Source organism: Neobacillus citreus (assembly GCF_018343545.2).
Classification (GTDB): Bacteria; Bacillota; Bacilli; order Bacillales; family Cytobacillaceae; genus Neobacillus; species Neobacillus citreus.
Window position 1 is genome coordinate 24,275 of the sequence record NZ_JAGYPE020000032.1, and the last position, 18,195, is coordinate 42,469.

At 45.0% G+C, this 18,195-nt stretch carries 15 protein-coding genes; 14 read left to right on the forward strand and 1 reads right to left on the reverse strand.

What is annotated here, in order from left to right; translation table 11 throughout:
• Positions 1-2 precede the first annotated feature (2 nt).
• The 13 genes from KHB02_RS17005 to KHB02_RS17065 all read left to right on the forward strand — a co-directional run bounded on the left by KHB02_RS17005 (position 3) and on the right by KHB02_RS17065 (position 15,875).
• Positions 3-1,436, forward strand: coding sequence for a sulfatase family protein (locus KHB02_RS17005; protein WP_213144022.1), 1,434 nt, complete (start codon positions 3-5; stop codon positions 1,434-1,436).
• Positions 1,433-2,632 (forward strand): glycoside hydrolase family 88 protein, encoded by a 1,200-nt coding sequence (locus KHB02_RS17010; protein WP_213144023.1) that lies wholly within the window; start codon positions 1,433-1,435, stop codon positions 2,630-2,632. The genes KHB02_RS17005 and KHB02_RS17010 overlap by 4 nt, the downstream gene beginning before the upstream one ends.
• A gap of 31 nt (positions 2,633-2,663) precedes the next feature.
• Entirely contained in the window at positions 2,664-3,275 is a 612-nt protein-coding gene (locus KHB02_RS17015) for a YesL family protein (RefSeq protein ID WP_213144024.1), read from the forward strand.
• 33 nt (positions 3,276-3,308) lie between these two features.
• The gene (locus tag KHB02_RS17020; RefSeq protein ID WP_213144025.1) at positions 3,309-3,725 is read left to right on the forward strand and encodes a PTS sugar transporter subunit IIA; all 417 of its coding nucleotides are present in this window, start codon (positions 3,309-3,311) and stop codon (positions 3,723-3,725) included.
• A gap of 1 nt (position 3,726) precedes the next feature.
• Positions 3,727-5,547 (forward strand): alginate lyase family protein, encoded by a 1,821-nt coding sequence (locus KHB02_RS17025; RefSeq protein WP_213144026.1) that lies wholly within the window; start codon positions 3,727-3,729, stop codon positions 5,545-5,547.
• Positions 5,548-5,559: 12 nt separating this feature from the next.
• The gene (locus KHB02_RS17030; protein ID WP_213144027.1) at positions 5,560-6,213 is read left to right on the forward strand and encodes a bifunctional 4-hydroxy-2-oxoglutarate aldolase/2-dehydro-3-deoxy-phosphogluconate aldolase; all 654 of its coding nucleotides are present in this window, start codon (positions 5,560-5,562) and stop codon (positions 6,211-6,213) included.
• On the forward strand, positions 6,210-7,223 hold the full coding sequence (locus KHB02_RS17035; protein ID WP_213144028.1) for a sugar kinase: 1,014 nt from the start codon (positions 6,210-6,212) through the stop codon (positions 7,221-7,223). The genes KHB02_RS17030 and KHB02_RS17035 overlap by 4 nt, the downstream gene beginning before the upstream one ends.
• Positions 7,224-7,396: 173 nt before the next feature.
• A complete protein-coding gene (kduI, locus tag KHB02_RS17040) occupies positions 7,397-8,227 on the forward strand; it encodes a 5-dehydro-4-deoxy-D-glucuronate isomerase (protein ID WP_213144029.1) in 831 nt (276 codons plus the stop codon).
• 100 nt (positions 8,228-8,327) lie between these two features.
• Positions 8,328-9,104 (forward strand): 2-dehydro-3-deoxy-D-gluconate 5-dehydrogenase KduD, encoded by a 777-nt coding sequence (gene kduD / locus KHB02_RS17045; RefSeq protein ID WP_213144030.1) that lies wholly within the window; start codon positions 8,328-8,330, stop codon positions 9,102-9,104.
• Between the two features lie 68 nt (positions 9,105-9,172).
• Positions 9,173-11,797, forward strand: coding sequence for a polysaccharide lyase 8 family protein (locus KHB02_RS17050; protein ID WP_213144031.1), 2,625 nt, complete (start codon positions 9,173-9,175; stop codon positions 11,795-11,797).
• Positions 11,798-12,216: 419 nt separating this feature from the next.
• The gene (locus KHB02_RS17055) at positions 12,217-13,725 is read left to right on the forward strand and encodes a sulfatase family protein (RefSeq protein WP_213144032.1); all 1,509 of its coding nucleotides are present in this window, start codon (positions 12,217-12,219) and stop codon (positions 13,723-13,725) included.
• 39 nt (positions 13,726-13,764) lie between these two features.
• On the forward strand, positions 13,765-15,021 hold the full coding sequence (locus KHB02_RS17060) for an anaerobic sulfatase maturase (RefSeq protein ID WP_213144033.1): 1,257 nt from the start codon (positions 13,765-13,767) through the stop codon (positions 15,019-15,021).
• A 23-nt stretch (positions 15,022-15,044) separates the two neighbouring features.
• The gene (locus KHB02_RS17065; RefSeq protein ID WP_213144034.1) at positions 15,045-15,875 is read left to right on the forward strand and encodes a sulfite exporter TauE/SafE family protein; all 831 of its coding nucleotides are present in this window, start codon (positions 15,045-15,047) and stop codon (positions 15,873-15,875) included.
• Positions 15,876-15,937: 62 nt separating this feature from the next.
• Here KHB02_RS17065 and KHB02_RS17070 read toward each other — a convergent pair whose 3' ends face one another.
• Complete coding sequence (locus KHB02_RS17070) at positions 15,938-16,840, reverse strand: DMT family transporter (protein WP_213144035.1); 903 nt, start codon at positions 16,838-16,840, stop codon at positions 15,938-15,940.
• A gap of 294 nt (positions 16,841-17,134) precedes the next feature.
• Between KHB02_RS17070 and KHB02_RS17075 the strand changes: the two genes are divergently transcribed.
• A complete protein-coding gene (locus tag KHB02_RS17075) occupies positions 17,135-18,103 on the forward strand; it encodes a 2-hydroxyacid dehydrogenase (RefSeq protein ID WP_213144036.1) in 969 nt (322 codons plus the stop codon).
• Positions 18,104-18,195: the final 92 nt, after the last annotated feature.

The window sequence follows — 18,195 nt, forward strand, 5'->3', positions numbered from 1 at the left end:
AAATGGAGAGTCAACAAAGACCGAATCTCATCTATATTTTTGCCGATCAATGGCGCCGTCAGGCTGTCGGCTATGAAGCGGAGGACCAGGTGATTACGCCAAATATCGATGCTTTTGCGCAGGAAGGGACGATTTTTTCCCATGCTGTCACTTGCTCTCCATTATGCTCTCCTCATCGGGCCTCACTAATGACCGGCAGGTACCCGAATAGCACAGGGGTTTATACCAATTGTAAGGTCGGGGCCGATGTCATGTTGAACCCGGATGAAACTTGTATCAGTGATGTGCTCGCGGAGAACGGCTACCAGACCGCCTATATTGGCAAGTGGCATCTCGATTTGCCGGAATTAAACGTCACTGATCAGCCGGAATCAGGTGCATCCGACTGGGATGCGTATACCCCGCCGGGACCGAAACGCCACGGCTTCCAATACTGGTATTCCTACGGGGCATGGGATGAGCATCTCGCCCCGCATTACTGGCAGGATAGTCCGGAAAAAATCAAAGTCAATCAATGGTCGGTCGAGCATGAAACGGACCAGACTCTTAGGTATCTTGCAAACAGGAATAGCGATCGGCCGTTTGCCTTATTCTTATCATGGAATCCGCCGCACAGTCCATTCGATCAGGTGCCGGAAAAATACCGGAACCTGTACGACAGGGAGCAAATAACCTTAAGGGAAAACGTGAACCAGTCCACATTTTTGGTGCATACCGGAGAACCAGTGGATGGAGGAATCGAGGAATTAAAAGATAAGCAATTAAACTATTTCGCTGCCATCTCAGGTATCGATGACCAGTTCGGAAGAATTTTGCAATTTTTAAAGGAAGAAAATTTGGAAGAAAACACGATTGTTGTGTTGACATCGGACCATGGTGAAATGATGGGGTCCCATGGCTTGATGGCGAAGCATGTGTGGTATGAGGAATCAATCGGGGTTCCGTTTTGCGTTCGCTGGCCAGGGGTGATTCCGCAAACAAGAACAGAGCTCCTGCTGAACACCGTCGATATTATGCCGACCCTTTTGAGCTTGCTGGATTTAGAGATTCCTAGTTCGGTAGAGGGGGCGGATTTATCCGGGTATATCCTGAACCGCCAGAGCGGCGGACCGGGGGAAGCGTATATCAGCGCCTATCCGGGCCGGAAGGAAGCGATTGAAGCGTTTCGTGAAGCAGGACTGGATAATCGGGAATTTGGCTGGAGAGCGGTTCGAACCCATAATTTTACCTATGTGATTCACCATGGTTATGCCCCTGATGATGAATTGGTCCGTTTGCTTTACGATTTGAAAAACGATCAATACCAGCTTCACCCGGAGCAGATTGAAGACCCATCCGCCCATCCGGCCGCCTTGGAGCTTGAAGGAAAGCTGTGCCGCTGGCTGAAAGACTTAAATGATCCTTTTTACAACAAACTTAGAGGTGTTATGAAATGACCGTATATGCAGCGGAAGTACGCAAGGAAGAAATTAAAAATATCGAACGTTTTACGAAAGTTCCGGCAGTCGACCGCGCTTTCGTGGAAAAAGCCATTCAGCATGTGTTGACCAAAATTGACCAGAGCCTAGATGTATTTACAGACAAGTTTCCTGATTCCAACAGTGAGAACCTTGTCTACAAACCAATTCAAAACGTGGAATGGACAACGAGCTTCTGGACCGGGATGCTGTGGCTCGCTTATGAGTATACCGGGGAAGAGAAATACCGAAAAGTGGCCGAAAAGCAAATTCAGAGTTTTAAAGAACGGCTCGAAAAACGAATTGAAGTTGACCATCATGACCTGGGCTTCCTTTACACATTAAGCTGTGTCAGTGCCTATAGGTTGACTGGCAATGAAGAAGCAAAGGAAATCGCCTTAAAAGCGGCAGATTTGCTAATTACCCGCTATTACGATAAAGCAGGGATTATCCAGGCCTGGGGCGACCTTAACGATCCGAAGCAGCGCGGCCGGATGATTATTGACTGCAACCTGAACCTGCCGTTGCTTTATTGGGCATCGGAGGTAACTGGAAAACCACATTACCGGGAAATGGCCCAGTCGCATGTCAAGCAGGCAGCTAAATATATTGTCCGTGAAGACGCCTCCACTTTCCATACGTATTACATGGATCCGGAAACAGGCGACCCATTGTACGGCAATACCCACCAAGGCTTTGCAGATGACTCCTGCTGGGCGCGCGGGCAAGCCTGGGGCATCTATGGATTTCCGCTCAGCTATCATTACACAAGTGATTGGAGCTTAGTAGAGTTAGCGAAGAAACTGACAAACTATTATTTAAATCGCTTGCCGGAAGATGAGATTTGCTACTGGGATTTAATTTTTACAGAAGGCAACGAGGAACGGGACAGCTCAGCGGCAGCGATTACGATCTGCGGCCTGCTCGAGATGGCAAAGCACATGCCGTTAACCGACCCGGAAAAACAAATCTATGAAAATGCTGCCTTAAAAATGGTGCAGTCACTATATGAAAACTATCGGACCGAGATCGACAGTGAAGCAAATGGAATCCTCAAGCATGCGGTCTACTACAAAGCCGGCGGCCGCGGCGTAGACGAAAGCTGCATCTGGGGCGACTATTACTATTTCGAAGCGTTAATCAGACTTGTGAAGGATTGGAAGATGTACTGGTAAATCTTAATGATTTGAAAGGGGAAATGTTAGGATGGATGGCAAGCTTTATAAAACAATGGAGTTTATCATGAACACTTTTTTGTTGAATGCACTTTGGCTGGTGATGTGCCTGCCCATCCTGACCATTTTCCCCGCCACTACAGCCATGTTTGGGGTGGTCCGGGAATGGCAAAAGCAAAAGGATATTCGCGTCATTTCCGCTTATTTCCGACACTTTAAAGGAAACTTTAAGCAAAGCTTTGTTCTTGGCATTTTATGGCTCGTCTTTACCTGTTTTCTGATCGGTGATTTTATCATCACCAATCAGATGAATTCGAGCCTAAAATACGCACTATTTGCGTTTTTTTTCCTATTAAGTATCGTTTATCTGTTTGCGTCGATTACGATTTTTCCTGTCATCGTTCATTACCGGGTATCTTGGAAAGACGCGATCAAGAATGCCATGCTGCTTTCGATTGGCAAGCTTCATTTTACGCTGCTTTCCCTTGTGATCATCGCCGGGGCAGTGGGGATTGTTTTTTATTTTCCAGCGGCATCTATGGTAGTCTTTAGTGTCGCTGCCTACCTGATTTATGCCTTGGTATCAAAGGGGTTTCATCAGGAGAAAAGGGTTCAAACCAATGGTCAAACAGCAGCTGTTTAATTTTTCGATTTCATCATGAAAGAAGGGGCAATCATGTATCAGATTTTAGTGACGGGACATGGCGGTTTCCCGTCCGGTGTCCAATCTGCTCTCCGCTATTTAATGGGGGACAATCCGAATCTATCCATCCTAGCGCTATCCGAGGGGATGACTCACGAACAGTATGAAGCAGAGTTAACCGAGTTTTTGAAAAATCACCCCCGGCTGCTTGTCTTTGCCGATTTAACAGGCGGCGCCCCGCACCAGATTGCCGCAAGGATCTTGCTTGAAAATCACTTTTCACCCGAACAATTCCTTATTTCAGGTATGCCGATAAGTGTGGTGACCGAGTTAACGATGAAGTTTCAATTTCAAGAAGTCCCAAAAGGTGAGGCTCCGGCTGTCATTCAACAGACCTTAGCAGAGTGCAAAGACATGATTCATTATCTCTCATTGGCGGGAGGCGTTTGAATTGGATCTTACTCGACTAAAAGCAAACCTTGCAAAATACTCATCTAAACAGCAAATGCCCTTTCTGAACGAGCGTGAACGAAAAGCTACCTATTTAAATAGCAATCTTTTGTGTTCCAACATTTTTGTTTTTAAAAAGCCATTGGATATGGAGGCTTGCTATATTCCCTACTCCTTTCAAGAGATTGATTGGAACCGGGCGATGAATGCGGATGAAGAATGGATTTTCATGTTAAATCGGCATGAATATCTAATTGACTTATCGAAGGTTTATTCCCATTCAAAGGACGAGAAATACCTGGCATGCTGGAAGCGGCTTGTTTTTGACTGGATCGAGCGGAATCCATTTTCCGAGGAGAAGCTCCGGACCTCATGGCGGACAATTGACACAGGGATCCGCTGCTCAAGCTGGGTGAAGAGCCTCCAGCATATCTATGAGGAATTACGTGATGATGAGCTCCAGACCATTTTTGACTCTCTCAAGCAGCAAGTGCTGTTTTTGAAAAATCAATATCTTGACCGCTATACGTTGAGCAACTGGGGCACTCTGCAAATTGCCGGCATTTTGCAAGCGGTTATGCTTTGTGAAGACTTGGTCCCTGAGGAAATCGTGAAGTGGGCATGGGCAGAGCTTGAGCGCCAATGTGACATTCAGTTTCATGGGGACGGCGTCCATTGGGAACAGTCGCCGCTGTATCACTTTGAGGTTTTGTTTGCATTGGTCGCTATTTACAGAACTGCTCAAGCGTTAGGTATCCCGATTTCCTTAGATTTAAAGGGTCTCATCGAGCATGCTGTTCATGGTGCCTATTACATGATTTATCCAAATGGCTATGTCGTTCCGCAGCATGACAGTGATTATGTATTTGTTCAGGATGTGTTTGATAGATTAAAAGAGTTTCAGCAGCCGAATTTGCCAGAGCTGTTTATCGGTGAGGATAGCGGTAATTTCATCTACAAGACTGAAAAGGATTTTGTCAGCGTTTGGAATGGACGCCATGGCAGCGGGCACGCGCATGCAAGTTTAGGCCATCTGAATCTGTTCTTGAACGGGGAGAGAGTTTTATGTGATTCGGGAAGATTCACTTATCAGGAAGGGCCAGTCCGAAACTTCTTAAAATCAGCCCAAAGCCACAGTACCGTCCTTGTCGACGAAGTTCCCTTCATGTCCGTCAAAGACTCTTGGTCCTATCACTATGTCGGGAAAGCTCTGGGGAACCGTGTCAAAGAAACAGCTGATTTGATCGTGATGGAAAGTACCTTTTCCTATACAACCTACATGGTGCAGCGGACGGTTGTTTTTATCAAGAAGGAAGGGATTGCGATTGTCATCGACCATGTTGACAGCGAAGGCTCTCACACGATGAAACGATTCTTCCAAGTGAATCCGAAGATGAAGGTAAGCAAGCAGGAAGGCTGCTGGGAATTAACCGGTAAACGGAATAAAGCCTATACATATTTTTTGGAAAATGCCAATACGTACTGCCAGGACAGCATTTTTTCTGACATTTATAACCGGCTTAGCAATCGAACGACATTAATTGAGGAAAAGAATTTTGAGCATCGCGGTATCAGCACAGCGATTTTTTCTGCTAATCCGCTAGTGGTGACAAAGCATCGCATTGAGCAATGCGGGAGTGAAGAGCCGCCGGCTGATGAACAGTTCCTAGGGCTCCGTCTTGAGTCAAATTCCGCAGTCTATGATGTTTATTTTGCGGCTAATGATACGGTAAAAGGGGAACGGGTTTACAAGCACAATGATGTGCATCTTTATCATAAACTGACCGTTTCGCATAACGACAGGAAAGTAACGTTTTTTTAAGGAGGGGCGACCATGAAAAAATATAAGGTTTTAAGCAGCGTGATCGAGTCTGGTGTTGTTGCTGTTGTTAGAGCGGATAGCAAAGAAGCGGCGATTGCCATTTCTGAGGCTTGTGTGGCAGGCAGAATAAACGCTATTGAAATTACATTTACCATCCAAGATGCCGAGGCGGTCATCAAGGAATTGACTTCTCATTTTGCGGAGCGCCCGGAAGTTATCATCGGAGCAGGGACGGTATTGGATGAGGTTACCGCGAGAATCGCGATTATGGCGGGCGCCCAATTTGTCGTCAGTCCCTGCTTTGATGAACGGACAGCCAGGCTTTGTCATTTATATCAAGTTCCCTATATGCCGGGCTGCATGACGATTACAGAAATAAAGAACGCGCTGGAGCATGGAGTGGATCTGATTAAATTATTCCCGGGTGATACGTTGGGACCGGGCTTTGTGAAAGCTGTCAAAGCTCCGCTGCCACAGGTGAATATCATGCCGACCGGCGGGGTCAATCTCAATAATGTAGAACAATGGATTCAAAATGGCTGTGCCGCTGTTGGTGTAGGAGGGAATCTGATTGCACCGGCAAAAACGGGAGATTATGAAAAAATTACGGAGATTGCCAGTCAATATGTAGAGAGAGTCCAACGAGCACGCGGGGGATTAGGATGAAAAAGGTTGTTACATTGGGAGAAATCATGCTTCGTTTATCGACACGGGAGGGAGTTCTTTTAAAGCAGGCAGACCAACTAAACGTCCATTACGGTGGAGCAGAGGCAAATGTGGCTGTTTCCTTGGCCCATTTTGGTTATCACGCCTATTTTGTAAGCAAGATTCCTTCCAACCCGTTAGGCGTAGCAGTTGAACGGCATCTGAAATCCCATGGAGTCCAAACCGATTACCTCATCAAAGGCGGAGAACGGCTGGGAACCTACTATATCGAAGCCGGGGCAGGCGAGCGAAGTGCACAGGTGACCTATGACCGTAAGTACTCGAGTTTTTCGGGGCTTGAAACCGAAGAGGTAGAGATTGAGAGGATCCTGGCTGGAGCCTCCTTACTCCATGTTACGGGAATTACCCTCGCCCTGTCCGCCTCTTTACGCCAGCTTGTCCTGAGTATTATTCAAAAAGCAAAGGAAATGGGGATTAAAGTCAGTTTTGATTTTAATTATCGTTCTAAGCTGTGGTCGCAGCAGGAGGCAGCTGAAGCATTTAAACAGCTGATGCCGTATATCGACATTTGTTTCTGTGGCGAATTGGACGCTGTGCATTTGCTTGGTCTTCCCCAAGTTGATACGGAGGTACCTCCGGAGGAACGGCTGAAAGTCTATTATCAGAGGATAAAACAACTTTATCCGAATCTTGAATATTTGAGTTCTACATCCCGCACAGTGCTTTCGGCATCGAGCAATCGATTGCAAGGAAACCTCTTTGTTAATGGGGAGCTGTTTCAATCGAAAGTGCATCGGATTGAGCCGATTATTGACCGTGTTGGAGGGGGTGATTCGTTTGCAGCAGGAATTTTGGCGGGCATTTTGGAAGGACTGCCTGCACAGCAAATCATTTCTTTCGGAACAGCTGCCTCTGCATTAAAGCACACTGTTGAGGGGGACTGTAATCCGTTTTCTTGGGAAGAAGTGCTTCAGTTTGCCGCTACGGAATCAGGAGCAATTAAGCGGTAAGATTTTTTATCTGGAAGATATAATTTTACACCCTATCGGCGAATTTTGAGGTCCTATCGGCGATTTTCAGTGTTCTATCGGCGATATTTCGCATTCTATCGGCGAATTTCAAGATTCTATCAGCGAATCGAAGTAACCATCTTAAAAAATCACAAAAAAAGGAGATATGAATTATGGAAACACGTTATGCCCACCATCCGGAGGATATGAAAAAGTACACAACCGAAGAATTAAGAAGAGAATTCCTTGTGGAAACATTATTTGAACCAGGTCAGGTCCATTTAACCTATACCCATGTGGACCGGATGATTTTTGGCGGGGTGACGCCTGCTGATCAGGAATTAACGATTAAGCTCGACAAAGAATTGGGAGTAGAGTATTTCTTAGAACGCCGTGAGCTTGGAATCATTAATATCGGCGGCGAAGGCTCCGTTGTCCTTGATGGCACAGAATATGACATGCAGCAGCGTGACGGTCTTTATGTCGGCAAAGGAACAAAGGAAGTGTTATTCCGATCCAAGGATGCCGCTAATCCGGCGAAGTTTTATATCAATTCTGCACCGGCTCACCATACGTATCCGACTGTAAAAATCGATATCAACAAAATTGATCCGCTTCAAATGGGGGCTCCAGAAACATTAAATGAGCGAAAAATCTATCAATATGTGCACCCTAACGTTTGCCAGAGCTGCCAGCTGCAAATGGGCCTGACGATGCTTGCACCGGGAAGCGTGTGGAACACGATGCCATGCCATACCCATGAGCGCCGGATGGAAGTGTATTTATACTTTGACATGGAACCAGATACCCGCGTCTTCCATTTCATGGGGAAACCAGATGAAACAAGACATATAGTCATGAAAAACGAACAGGCAACGATTTCACCAAGCTGGTCCATCCATACCGGTACTGCAACAAGCAATTATACCTTTATTTGGGGCATGTGCGGCGAAAACATCACATATAGCGACATGGACCATGTAAAAATGGCAGATTTGCGCTAATTAAAACTCAGAAGATGCATCATGAGCCCCGACAAGCACGATTGCTTTGCGGGGCTTAGGCTTTAAATTCTAGAAAAATATCATTTTGGAGGTAAGTAGAATGACCCTTACATCATTTTCATTGGATTACTTTAGTCTTGCTGGGAAAGTAGCGATTGTTACAGGGGCCAATAAAGGATTAGGGCAGGCATATGCTGTTGCGCTGGCCAAGGCCGGTGCCGATCTTTTTGTTGTCGCAAGAAGCGGAGATTGTGAAGAAACTCGGGCCTTAATTGAAGAAACGGGCCGCAGAGCTGAATTTTTTCAAGCAGATTTAAGTGACCGGGCAGCGGTCAAGCAAGTTGTTCCTGAGTGTCTGAAGACATATGGGAAGGTAGATATTTTGGTCAACAATGCCGGAACCATCCTTCGTTCACCGTTAGTCGAGTACAAAGAAGAAGATTGGGATACGGTCATCGAGGTCAATTTGAATTCGTTGTACTTGTTAAGCCAGGAGGCAGCCAAGGTAATGGTGGAGCAGAAGAGCGGAAAAATCATCAATATTGCCTCCATGCTTTCGTTCCAGGGCGGCAAGTTTGTCCCTCCTTATACAGCCAGCAAACATGCCGTTGCCGGTTTGACTAAGGCATTTGCCAATGAATTGGCTGAACATAATATTCAAATCAATGCGATTGCACCAGGCTATATTGCGACCGACAACACTGCCCCAATTCGTGCAGATGAAAAGCGAAATGCTGAAATCCTGTCACGCATTCCGGCAGCGCGCTGGGCCGATCCGTCAGACCTGATGGGCACGGTTGTCTTTTTGGCCAGCAAAGCTTCAGATTATATGAATGGACATGTTTTGGCGGTCGACGGCGGCTGGCTGGCCAGATAAAACTCAATTTGTCCGTTTGGGTAATTAAAATCGTGTCTCAAAAAATTTCTTTTTAGGATGGTGTATTTATGGGAAAAAATCTAAAGAAAATTTTAGCGACATCCGTGACATTAACGACCTTTTTAACAGTTCCGGCGATAGATTCCAACAACTCCGTTCAAGCTTCTGAACCGTCGGCAACTGCTGTCACCGAGACAAACCCATCAGAGACTGTAAACGACCTTAATCAATTAAAGGTAAACTTTAAAGAGTATCTGGTTGGCAATGAGAGTTTGAATACCAACCCATCGCTAGCCAGTAAAATCAATTCTGTCCACAATACGGCCAATTCTAGACTTGGGGACTTCCTTCCAATAGAGGAAAGGGCACAAGGTCTGTTCAAAGGCGTCATTCTTGGCGAAGATCCTAAGAATTTAAGCAACTCTTATTTATATTTATACCAAATGGCGCTGGCTGCCAAGACCTATAAAGACCCTAGCCAAGCCGGGTATAATTTTTACGAAAATAAGGAATTGATCAATAAGGTCATTGATGGGTTGGATTGGCTGTATGCCAATCACTTTGCCGACCAGGAAAAGGGTTACTACGGGAACTGGTATGAATGGGAAATAGGCGCCCCGATCAATGTTACGAAAATCCTGCTTTTGTTAGAGGATGAGATTAGAGCTTCTAAACCGGAATTAATCGATAACTATGTTAAGTCCATGGACCTTTATTTAAGAAATGGAAAAGACGGGGATATTGATTTAACCGCCCGTCAACACACAGGCGCCAACCTTGCTGATATCGCCACCAACCGAATCATCCAAGGGGCACTTACAGGAGATGGGCAGCGGGTTTCAAAGGCAGTAGCCAATATTCTGACTGTCTTTCAAACGATCGACCCTAATCATATTGTGAATGGAAATACGGATGGATTTTATGAGGACGGCTCATTTATCCAGCACCACAGAGTTGCTTATACCGGTTCTTATGGAAAAATTCTCTTAAATCGGATTATGCAAACCATGAATATTTTAAACGGCAGTTCTTACAATCCGGAAGAAATATTGGTTCCAACCGTTCAGAATTGGTTATATAAAGGGTTCTCCCCCGTTATCTTTGAAGGGTATATGATGGAAATCGTCAAAGGTCGAGCAGTTTCAAGAACGGGGACAGGGTATCAGGATGTAACAAGCATCGTGGAGGCAATGCTAGATTTATCGAACAAATTAAATAAGGAAGACAGTAAGCGTTTAAAATCCTACATCAAATATATTGCGCAAACGTCCAAAGGAGGGATTAATCCAAACTCCTTCACCTCCTATAATGTCATTATTATCTTTAACAACATCATGGCAGATAGCCAAATTGAGGCTAAAGACGCGATTGCGGAAGAAAATCATTATGCGTTTAATTTAATGGATAAAACGGTCCATTTGCGGGATTCCTATGCGTTTGCTTTTTCAAGAAGCTCCGACCGAATCAGCAAGTATGAATATATGAGCGGCGAAAACTTAAAGCCATGGTTCCAAGGTGATGGCGCGTATTACTTATATTTATCAGGAAGAGATCAGACGAAGTCATTTGGGGCCGATTATTTGGCAGCCATCGATCCTTATAAACTCCCAGGGACCACTGTGCCTGTAGAGGAGAGAAAAACCATTCCTGAGCTGTATGATGGAAAGCTTTTCTATGAAAATACAAATCATCCATTAAATTTCTATGCATCCTCAGTGTCGCAAAATGATTATGTGTATTTTCCTGTAGGAACAAATCATTATTCAGGAGGAGTCAAGCTTGGGAAATATGGAGTTTCTGGTATCCAGCTTGGGGATGAGATTGGCTATCGTGATAAACAGGCAGGGCTGCTTCCGGAAGACTTTGTAGTTTATAAAAATGCCAATGCCAATAAATCAGCTTTTATGTTTGATGATGAAATCGTCTTGTTAGGTTCTGGCATTCAGGATCAGCTGGGGAGAGAGGTTATTTCTACCATCGATAACCGTATGTTCGACAAAAGCGAAACGAGTTCGGTTGCTGGGGGAACCTATGAAAATCAAAAATTAGAGAACCCAGCTAATGGTCAATACGACCTAAAATGGATTCATTTCAATACGAATGGAGAAGGAACAAAGGTAGGGTATTATTTCCCTGAGTCTTCAAATATCCAGGTTTCAACAAATACGGTAACGGAAAGCCTAAGAAAAATCCGTACTGGCAATCCAGACACCAAGATTACTAAAAACTTCTTTACATTAGGAATGGATCACGGAGAAAATCCGCAAAATGCTAAATATGCTTATGTGATTTTACCGAACTTTGATGAAAATAAAACTGAACAGTATGCAAATAGTCCTGGTGTGAAAATTTTAGCTAACACCGAGTATGTCCATGCTGTTGAGCAGACGAAGCTTGGGCTAAAAGGATTTAACTTTTTTGGTGATAAAAAGAGAACGGTTAGTAATGTAACATCCTATAATCCAGCATCGATTCTTGTAAAGAAGGATGGCGATACTATAACCGTCGCCGTTTCAGACCCGACGCTCAGCTTGGAAAAAATGAAGCTGGAAGTTGACCTATCGAGGCCGGTAGTTGTAGAGGCCAGCAAGGGTGTGAAAGCCTCTGTATCGAGTAAAAAAGCTTTGATTCATATTGACTCCAAGAATTCTAATGGGAAGAGCTTTGAAATTAAGTTCAAGATTAAAGAGTAATGTTTGTTGTTCGGACAAAACGGCGGGGAAATTAGGCGAACTGTTCGAAGTTAGTGGTTGTTCGGACAAAACAGCCGCGAAAAGAGGAGAAATTGTCCGAAGTTAGTGGTTGTTCGGACAGAACAGCCGGGAAATTAGGAGGAACTGTCCGAAGTTCGTGGTGCTTCGGACAAAACAGCCGCGAAAAGAGGAGGAATTGTCCGAAGTTAGTGGTTGTTCGGACAGAACAGCCGCAAAAAAAGGAAGATCTGTCCGAAGATGGTGGAACTACGGACAAAACGCCCTTAAAAAGATCTCAAATTGTCCGTAGCCCGTCATCTTAAGTACAGTCTAGCGCCTCAAAACACCGAAATTGTCCGTAGCCCATATTGTCACTTAATAGAATAGTAGTTTTTCAAAACAATAGAGGAGCACACGTCATGAAAAAGCCAAACATTTTACTGATCACCAGCGACCAGCAGCACTACGATACCATCGGTGCCTTTAACCCGGAGATTTCAACTCCCAACCTCGACCGGCTTGCTAGGGAAGGAACGACCTTTCAGCGCGCCTATTGTCCGAATCCTACCTGTACTCCGGCAAGGTCTTCCATCATTACCGGTACCTATCCAAGCCAGCACGGTGCCTGGACGTTGGGGACGAAATTAAGCGAGGATCACCTGACCGTAGGTGACGTCTTTGTTGAAAATGGCTATCGGACCGCACTCGTTGGAAAAGCCCATTTCCAGCCGACACGCACAACGGATGAATACCCGTCGTTGGAATCGCTGCCGCTTCTTCAGGATATTGAATTCTGGAAATCTTACAATCAACCATTCTATGGCTTTGAAAAAATTGAACTCCTCCGCAACCACACAAACGAATATTTAGTAGGCCAACATTATGTGGCTTGGCTGGAGGAGAACGGCTATCATGACTGGAAGCAGTATTATATGCCGCCAACTGGAACCATGGATCCGTCCATCACTTATCAGTGGGGTATTCCGGAAGAATATCACTATAATACATTCATTGCGGAACAAACAAATGAGCTTCTCGAAACCTATCAGCAGCAGGACGAAAATTTCTTCCTATGGGCGAGCTTTCCCGACCCGCATCCGCCATATTTAGTGCCAGAACCGTGGGCCTCGATGTATGACCCTAATCAGCTGACAATTCCGGAACTGTCCCCGGGCGAACATGAGAAGAATCCGCCGCACTTACAAAAGACGCAGGAGGAGAATCCTGATTTTTCCTACCTGGCGGAAACAGGTTTTGGCATTCACGGATATCACTCCCATCTGCTGCCGGAAGACGACCGGAAAAAATTAGTGGCCAACTACTATGGTATGATTAGTTTCATGGATAAGTATATTGGTAAGATTCTAGATAAGCTGGATGAATTGGGCATCGCCGATGAAACGATTGTTGTTTTTACAACGGATCATGGCCATTTCTTCGGGCAGCATGGCTTGCAGTATAAAGGCGGCTTCCATTACGAGGATTTGATTCGGCTGCCATTTATTGTCCGCTATCCGGGCAAGGTTCCGGCACAAGCACAATCGGACGCCCTACAGTCACTAGTGGATTTAGCTCCAACCTTTTTATCGTTTGCAGGCATTCCAATACCGCCGATCATGTCTGGCGAAAACCAAAAGGATGTCTGGCTGGGCTGCCAGGAAAACGCGAGAGATCATATTCTGTGTGAATTCCGTCATGAACCAACGACTATCCATCAAAAAACATACGTGGATGAGAGATATAAAATAACTATTTACTATCGGCAAACCCATGGAGAAATTTTTGACCTGCAAGAAGACCCAAAGGAATTAAACAATTTATGGGACCATCCTGACTATCAAGAATTGAAAAAAGACCTTCTATTAAAATATGCATGGGCAGAGCTACATAAAGAGCAGATGCCAATGCCTAGAATTTCACATGCATAAAGACGAACTAAATTTTACAACGAGAAGGAGATAATCAAAATGGCACAGGCCTGTTTAACTTCCCAAAAACATTCGCATATCGGTGTCATGTGGAAAACCGTTTCTGAAGCGTGCAATCTCGCTTGTGATTATTGCTATTACAGCGGCTGCGGCGGCCAGCCAGGGAAAATTGACAAAATCGATCAGGCCATTATAGAAAAATTTATCAAGGAATATATGGCACTTACTAACGGGGTGGCATCCTTTGCCTGGCAGGGAGGGGAGCCTCTTCTAGCCGGATTGGATTTTTTTAAACAGGTTGTTTATTTGCAGGCCAAGTATGCACCGAAAAATACAATCATCAGCAACTCGCTGCAAACGAATGCTACGCTGATTACCGAGGATTGGGCTCGTTTTTTTAAACAATATAATTTCCTCATCGGTGTCAGTCTTGATGGCCCAAAAGAAATCAATGATGCAAGAAGGGTAACCGGTCATGGGAAGGGAAGCTTTGAGCGGGTGATGCGTGGAATTGATTACTTACGGAAAAATCATGTCGATTTTAATATCCTGACGGTGATTCATCAAGACAATGTGGGCCGGGCAAAAGAATTGATGGAGTTCTATCAGCAAGAGGGCTTTTCCCATGTGCAGTTTATCCCATGCATGGATTTTCGCGCGCAGGAGCCGAATAAGCCGGGGCAATATTTGATTACTCCAGAACAATATGGTCAGTTTTTATGTGAGGCATTCGACATCTGGTATAACGACGGCAACCCCTACAGGTCCGTCCGCTTCTTTGATAACATATTGAGTGCCTATTTGCATCAGGAGGCGGAATTATGTATCCACCGTCAGACGTGCCCGAAAACCTTGATTCTTGAGCAAAATGGCGATGCCTATCCGTGCGATTTTTATATTAATGAAGATTATAAGCTTGGGAATGTTGGCCTGGATTCACTAGAAGATATCCTAAATAGTCCAAAATATGATGATTTTCTTGGATTAAAGCCTACTTTGCCTGATAAGTGCAAAAGCTGTGAGTTCTTAAAGCTATGCCACGGCGGCTGTCCAAGAAATCGAGCCTGGAACCAAGCAGATGAGACGGTGAATCCAGATTATTTCTGTGGAAGCTATATGAAAGTCTATAAGTATGGACATGAACGAATGGAAAGATTAGCGGAAAATATCAAACTACAGTGGCTTCGAAATCATCTTCAGGCAGGCCGTCCAAAGCCTGAACGAAATGATTTTTGTTTATGCGGCAGCGGGAAGAAGTTCAAAAAATGCTGTGAAAAGTATGTTCAAATGGTGTAACTTTCCTAATTGGGGGAATGAAAATGGATCTAACAACTGGCTTCTTGCTTTTACTGATTGGGATCCTGGCTGGAGGTTATGGAACGATTGTTGGTGCCGGCGGCGGTTTTATTTTCGTACCGGCACTGCTGCTTCTATTTAAAATGGAACCTGCGATTGCTGCAGGATCAGGACTTATTATCGTATTAATTAATTCTTTGTCTGGTGTGGTTGGTTACGCCAAGCAAGAGAAGATTCAATATCGAACGGGGCTTACGCTCGCGATTGGTGCCCTACCTGGTTCCTTTCTTGGGGTTTGGCTGCTCCAACTCTATTCATCTAGTTATTTTTATGTGATATTTGCTACCTTGTTGGTTGGATTGGGAATCTTTTTATTTACAAAAAATCTTCCTAATAAACTAAAAAGACGTCAGCCTTCTGAAGGGTATGCATACATAGCGGCCGGTGCTTCCGGTGAAAGTGAGGTTTCGGTGGTTAGGAGGGGCAAGCAAGATGGCCATTTGCTAAATAAATGGCTGATTCCGCTCGGGTTAGTGATCGGCATTTTATCCAGTTATCTCGGAATTGGCGGCGGTTGGCTTCTCGTTCCCATCTTAATCTATGTATTTAAAGTACCGACACACAATGCGGCGGCCACGTCCATTTTTTCGCTATGTCTTTATTCAACGATCGGTGTGATGGCGCAGCTATTCTATGGCCATGTTGATTGGCCAGCTGTCATCTTTGGCGGCATCGGTGTGATCGTCGGTTCACAAATCGGGGTCCTGCTCTCTCAAAAAATCCCCGGCAAAGTCATCATCCAAATGCTGTCAGTATTATTGATATTTATTGGGGTTCGGATGTATTTTTCTTAAAAAAAGCATGGGGACGGTTCTCATGCCTCACTATTGTGAGGCACAGGAACCGTCCCCATGCATCAAACAGCTGCTTTCTGCATTGGCGGGGCAGCTTTTTGTTTTTTGCTCATGAAAAAGAAGACGCCGAGCAGGACGAGGAGTCCGCCAGCGATTTGCCAGCCTGATAATCGCTCTCCGAGTAAAATGACAGCTAAAATTGTGCTGCCGACCGGTTCGCCGAGAATACTCATTGAAATGGTCGTGGCGTTCACATAGTTTAGCAACCAGTTATTAATTACATGGCTAAGGCTCGGAACGATGGCCAAGAGCAGGAAAATCCCCCATTCCTTGGGCGGATAATCGAGAAACGGCACTCCGGCCCAAAGATTATAAACAACAAGCACAATCCCCGCACAAAGAAACACGCTAAAGCTGTATATCCAGTGGGATACATTTTTCACGACGGTTTGCCCGATAAATAAATAACCGACCACCGCGATGACGCTGAAAAAGGAGAGAAGATCGCCACGGATGGCATCAGCGCTTAAACCGAAGTCTCCCCAGCCAATCATCATCGCTCCGATGATTGCAATCCCCATTGTAGCCAGTGCGGAAGCAGTCGTTCTTTCTTTAAAAAGAAAAAATCCGCCTACCAGCGAAATAATCGGCTGCAGGGCGAGAATGATGGTCGAGCTTGCAACCGTGGTTAACTTTAACGAGCCGAACCAAAGAACAAAATGCAGGGCCAGAAAAACTCCGGAGAAAAAGAGCATAGCGCCATTCTTTGGACTCACTTTTTTAAACTCCTTGCGTTTCACCCAGACCATCGGTGCCAATAACAAACTGGCAAACAACATTCGGTACATACTTAAAATAGAAGCCGGCGCGTCGGACCATTTCACAAAGATAGCCGAAAACGATATGGCAATAATGGATATAGTGAGCGCCAGGCTGATGGATTTTGAACTTATAGATTGTTTCATTGCTGCTTCCTTCCTTGATGGTGTTTTGAATGAACTCTCATAAATCTATTACTATTATCGCAGATATTGTTAGAAATTCGTAGACCTTTATTTTCCATTGTAATACCCTTTCAGGAAAAACTTGTTTATTCCTAGGTTGAAGGCCCACGACTGCGAAGGGATTTCTAATTAGTTAGCAACTAGTAAGGATAAGGATAAAAATAAAGGGTAGGGTTTAGGATTCAATTTGTTCTATTATTTTATTTTGAAGTAGAATGGAGTAAATACGATTCTATTGAAAGGTGGCGTGGAAGGTTGAAGCAAACGGTTTATGTGACGAAGAAACTGCCGGAAGAACTCTATAGGAGGCTTTCAATTCAGTTTGAGGTAAGAATGTGGGGAGAAGAAGAAACCCCTGTCCCAAGGGAAATCTTATTGAAGGAAGTAGCAGAAGTTGATGGCCTTTATTGTTTTATCACTGACACAATAGACAGAGAGGTTTTCGAGCGGGCAAAAAAGCTTAAGATGGTCAGCACCTGCTCGGTTGGCTATAACCACATTGATGTCCAGGCTGCAGCTGAAAAAGGTGTCAAGGTGGGTTATACACCCGGCGTTCTTACGGAAACGACTGCCGATTTGACGTTTGCCTTATTGATGGCCACTGCGCGAAGGGTTGTGGAGGCTTCGGACATATTACATAACGGCAAGTGGGGGTCCTGGTCACTCATGCAGATGACCGGCCAGGACATATACGGCGCGACCATGGGCATTATTGGTTTGGGACGGATTGGCGAAGCCCTTGTGAAACGGGCAAAGGGCTTTGATATGAAGGTTCTTTACAACAGTCGGTCGCGAAAGCCGGAAAAAGAGGAAGAGCTGGGTATCGAGTATGCTGATCTCAAGAGTTTGCTTCAGCAATCTGATTTTGTCTGTCTCATGCTACCATACAGCGCCGAAGTGCATCATCTCATTGGCAAGGAAGAATTAGCCTTGATGAAAAAGAACGCGATTCTCATTAACACTGCTCGTGGTGGGATTGTCGACGAGGATGCCTTGTCCGATGCCTTGAAAAATGGCGTCATATGGGGCGCCGGCATTGATGTTTTTGAGCAGGAGCCGGTTTCGCTGGATAACCCTTTGTTAACCCTGCCAAACGTAGTAGCGCTCCCGCACATCGGCAGCGCCAGCGTCAAGACACGCCTGGGAATGGCACATATGGCGGCTGACAATTTAATTCATGTGTTAAATGGGAATGTGGGAAAAGCGAACGTTGTCGGGAATTAATTTTAAAAAAGGAGGGTCGCTGTTTTAAAGATCCTCCTTTTCTTAATATTTTAAAAAAATCATTTTCAGAGTATTATGGATTTAGTACATAT

Bases quoted from the DNA above. Each gene is read 5' to 3' on its own strand.
- KHB02_RS17005 (WP_213144022.1), top strand. From the start codon at position 3: ATGGAGAGTCAACAAAGACCGAATCTCATCTATATTTTTGCCGATCAA.
- KHB02_RS17010 (WP_213144023.1), top strand. From the start codon at position 1,433: ATGACCGTATATGCAGCGGAAGTACGCAAGGAAGAAATTAAAAATATC.
- KHB02_RS17015 (WP_213144024.1), top strand. From the start codon at position 2,664: ATGGATGGCAAGCTTTATAAAACAATGGAGTTTATCATGAACACTTTT.
- KHB02_RS17020 (WP_213144025.1), top strand. From the start codon at position 3,309: ATGTATCAGATTTTAGTGACGGGACATGGCGGTTTCCCGTCCGGTGTC.
- KHB02_RS17030 (WP_213144027.1), top strand. From the start codon at position 5,560: ATGAAAAAATATAAGGTTTTAAGCAGCGTGATCGAGTCTGGTGTTGTT.
- KHB02_RS17035 (WP_213144028.1), top strand. From the start codon at position 6,210: ATGAAAAAGGTTGTTACATTGGGAGAAATCATGCTTCGTTTATCGACA.
- kduI (WP_213144029.1), top strand. From the start codon at position 7,397: ATGGAAACACGTTATGCCCACCATCCGGAGGATATGAAAAAGTACACA.
- kduD (WP_213144030.1), top strand. From the start codon at position 8,328: ATGACCCTTACATCATTTTCATTGGATTACTTTAGTCTTGCTGGGAAA.
- KHB02_RS17050 (WP_213144031.1), top strand. From the start codon at position 9,173: ATGGGAAAAAATCTAAAGAAAATTTTAGCGACATCCGTGACATTAACG.
- KHB02_RS17055 (WP_213144032.1), top strand. From the start codon at position 12,217: ATGAAAAAGCCAAACATTTTACTGATCACCAGCGACCAGCAGCACTAC.
- KHB02_RS17060 (WP_213144033.1), top strand. From the start codon at position 13,765: ATGGCACAGGCCTGTTTAACTTCCCAAAAACATTCGCATATCGGTGTC.
- KHB02_RS17065 (WP_213144034.1), top strand. From the start codon at position 15,045: ATGGATCTAACAACTGGCTTCTTGCTTTTACTGATTGGGATCCTGGCT.
- KHB02_RS17070 (WP_213144035.1), bottom strand. From the start codon at position 16,840: ATGAAACAATCTATAAGTTCAAAATCCATCAGCCTGGCGCTCACTATA.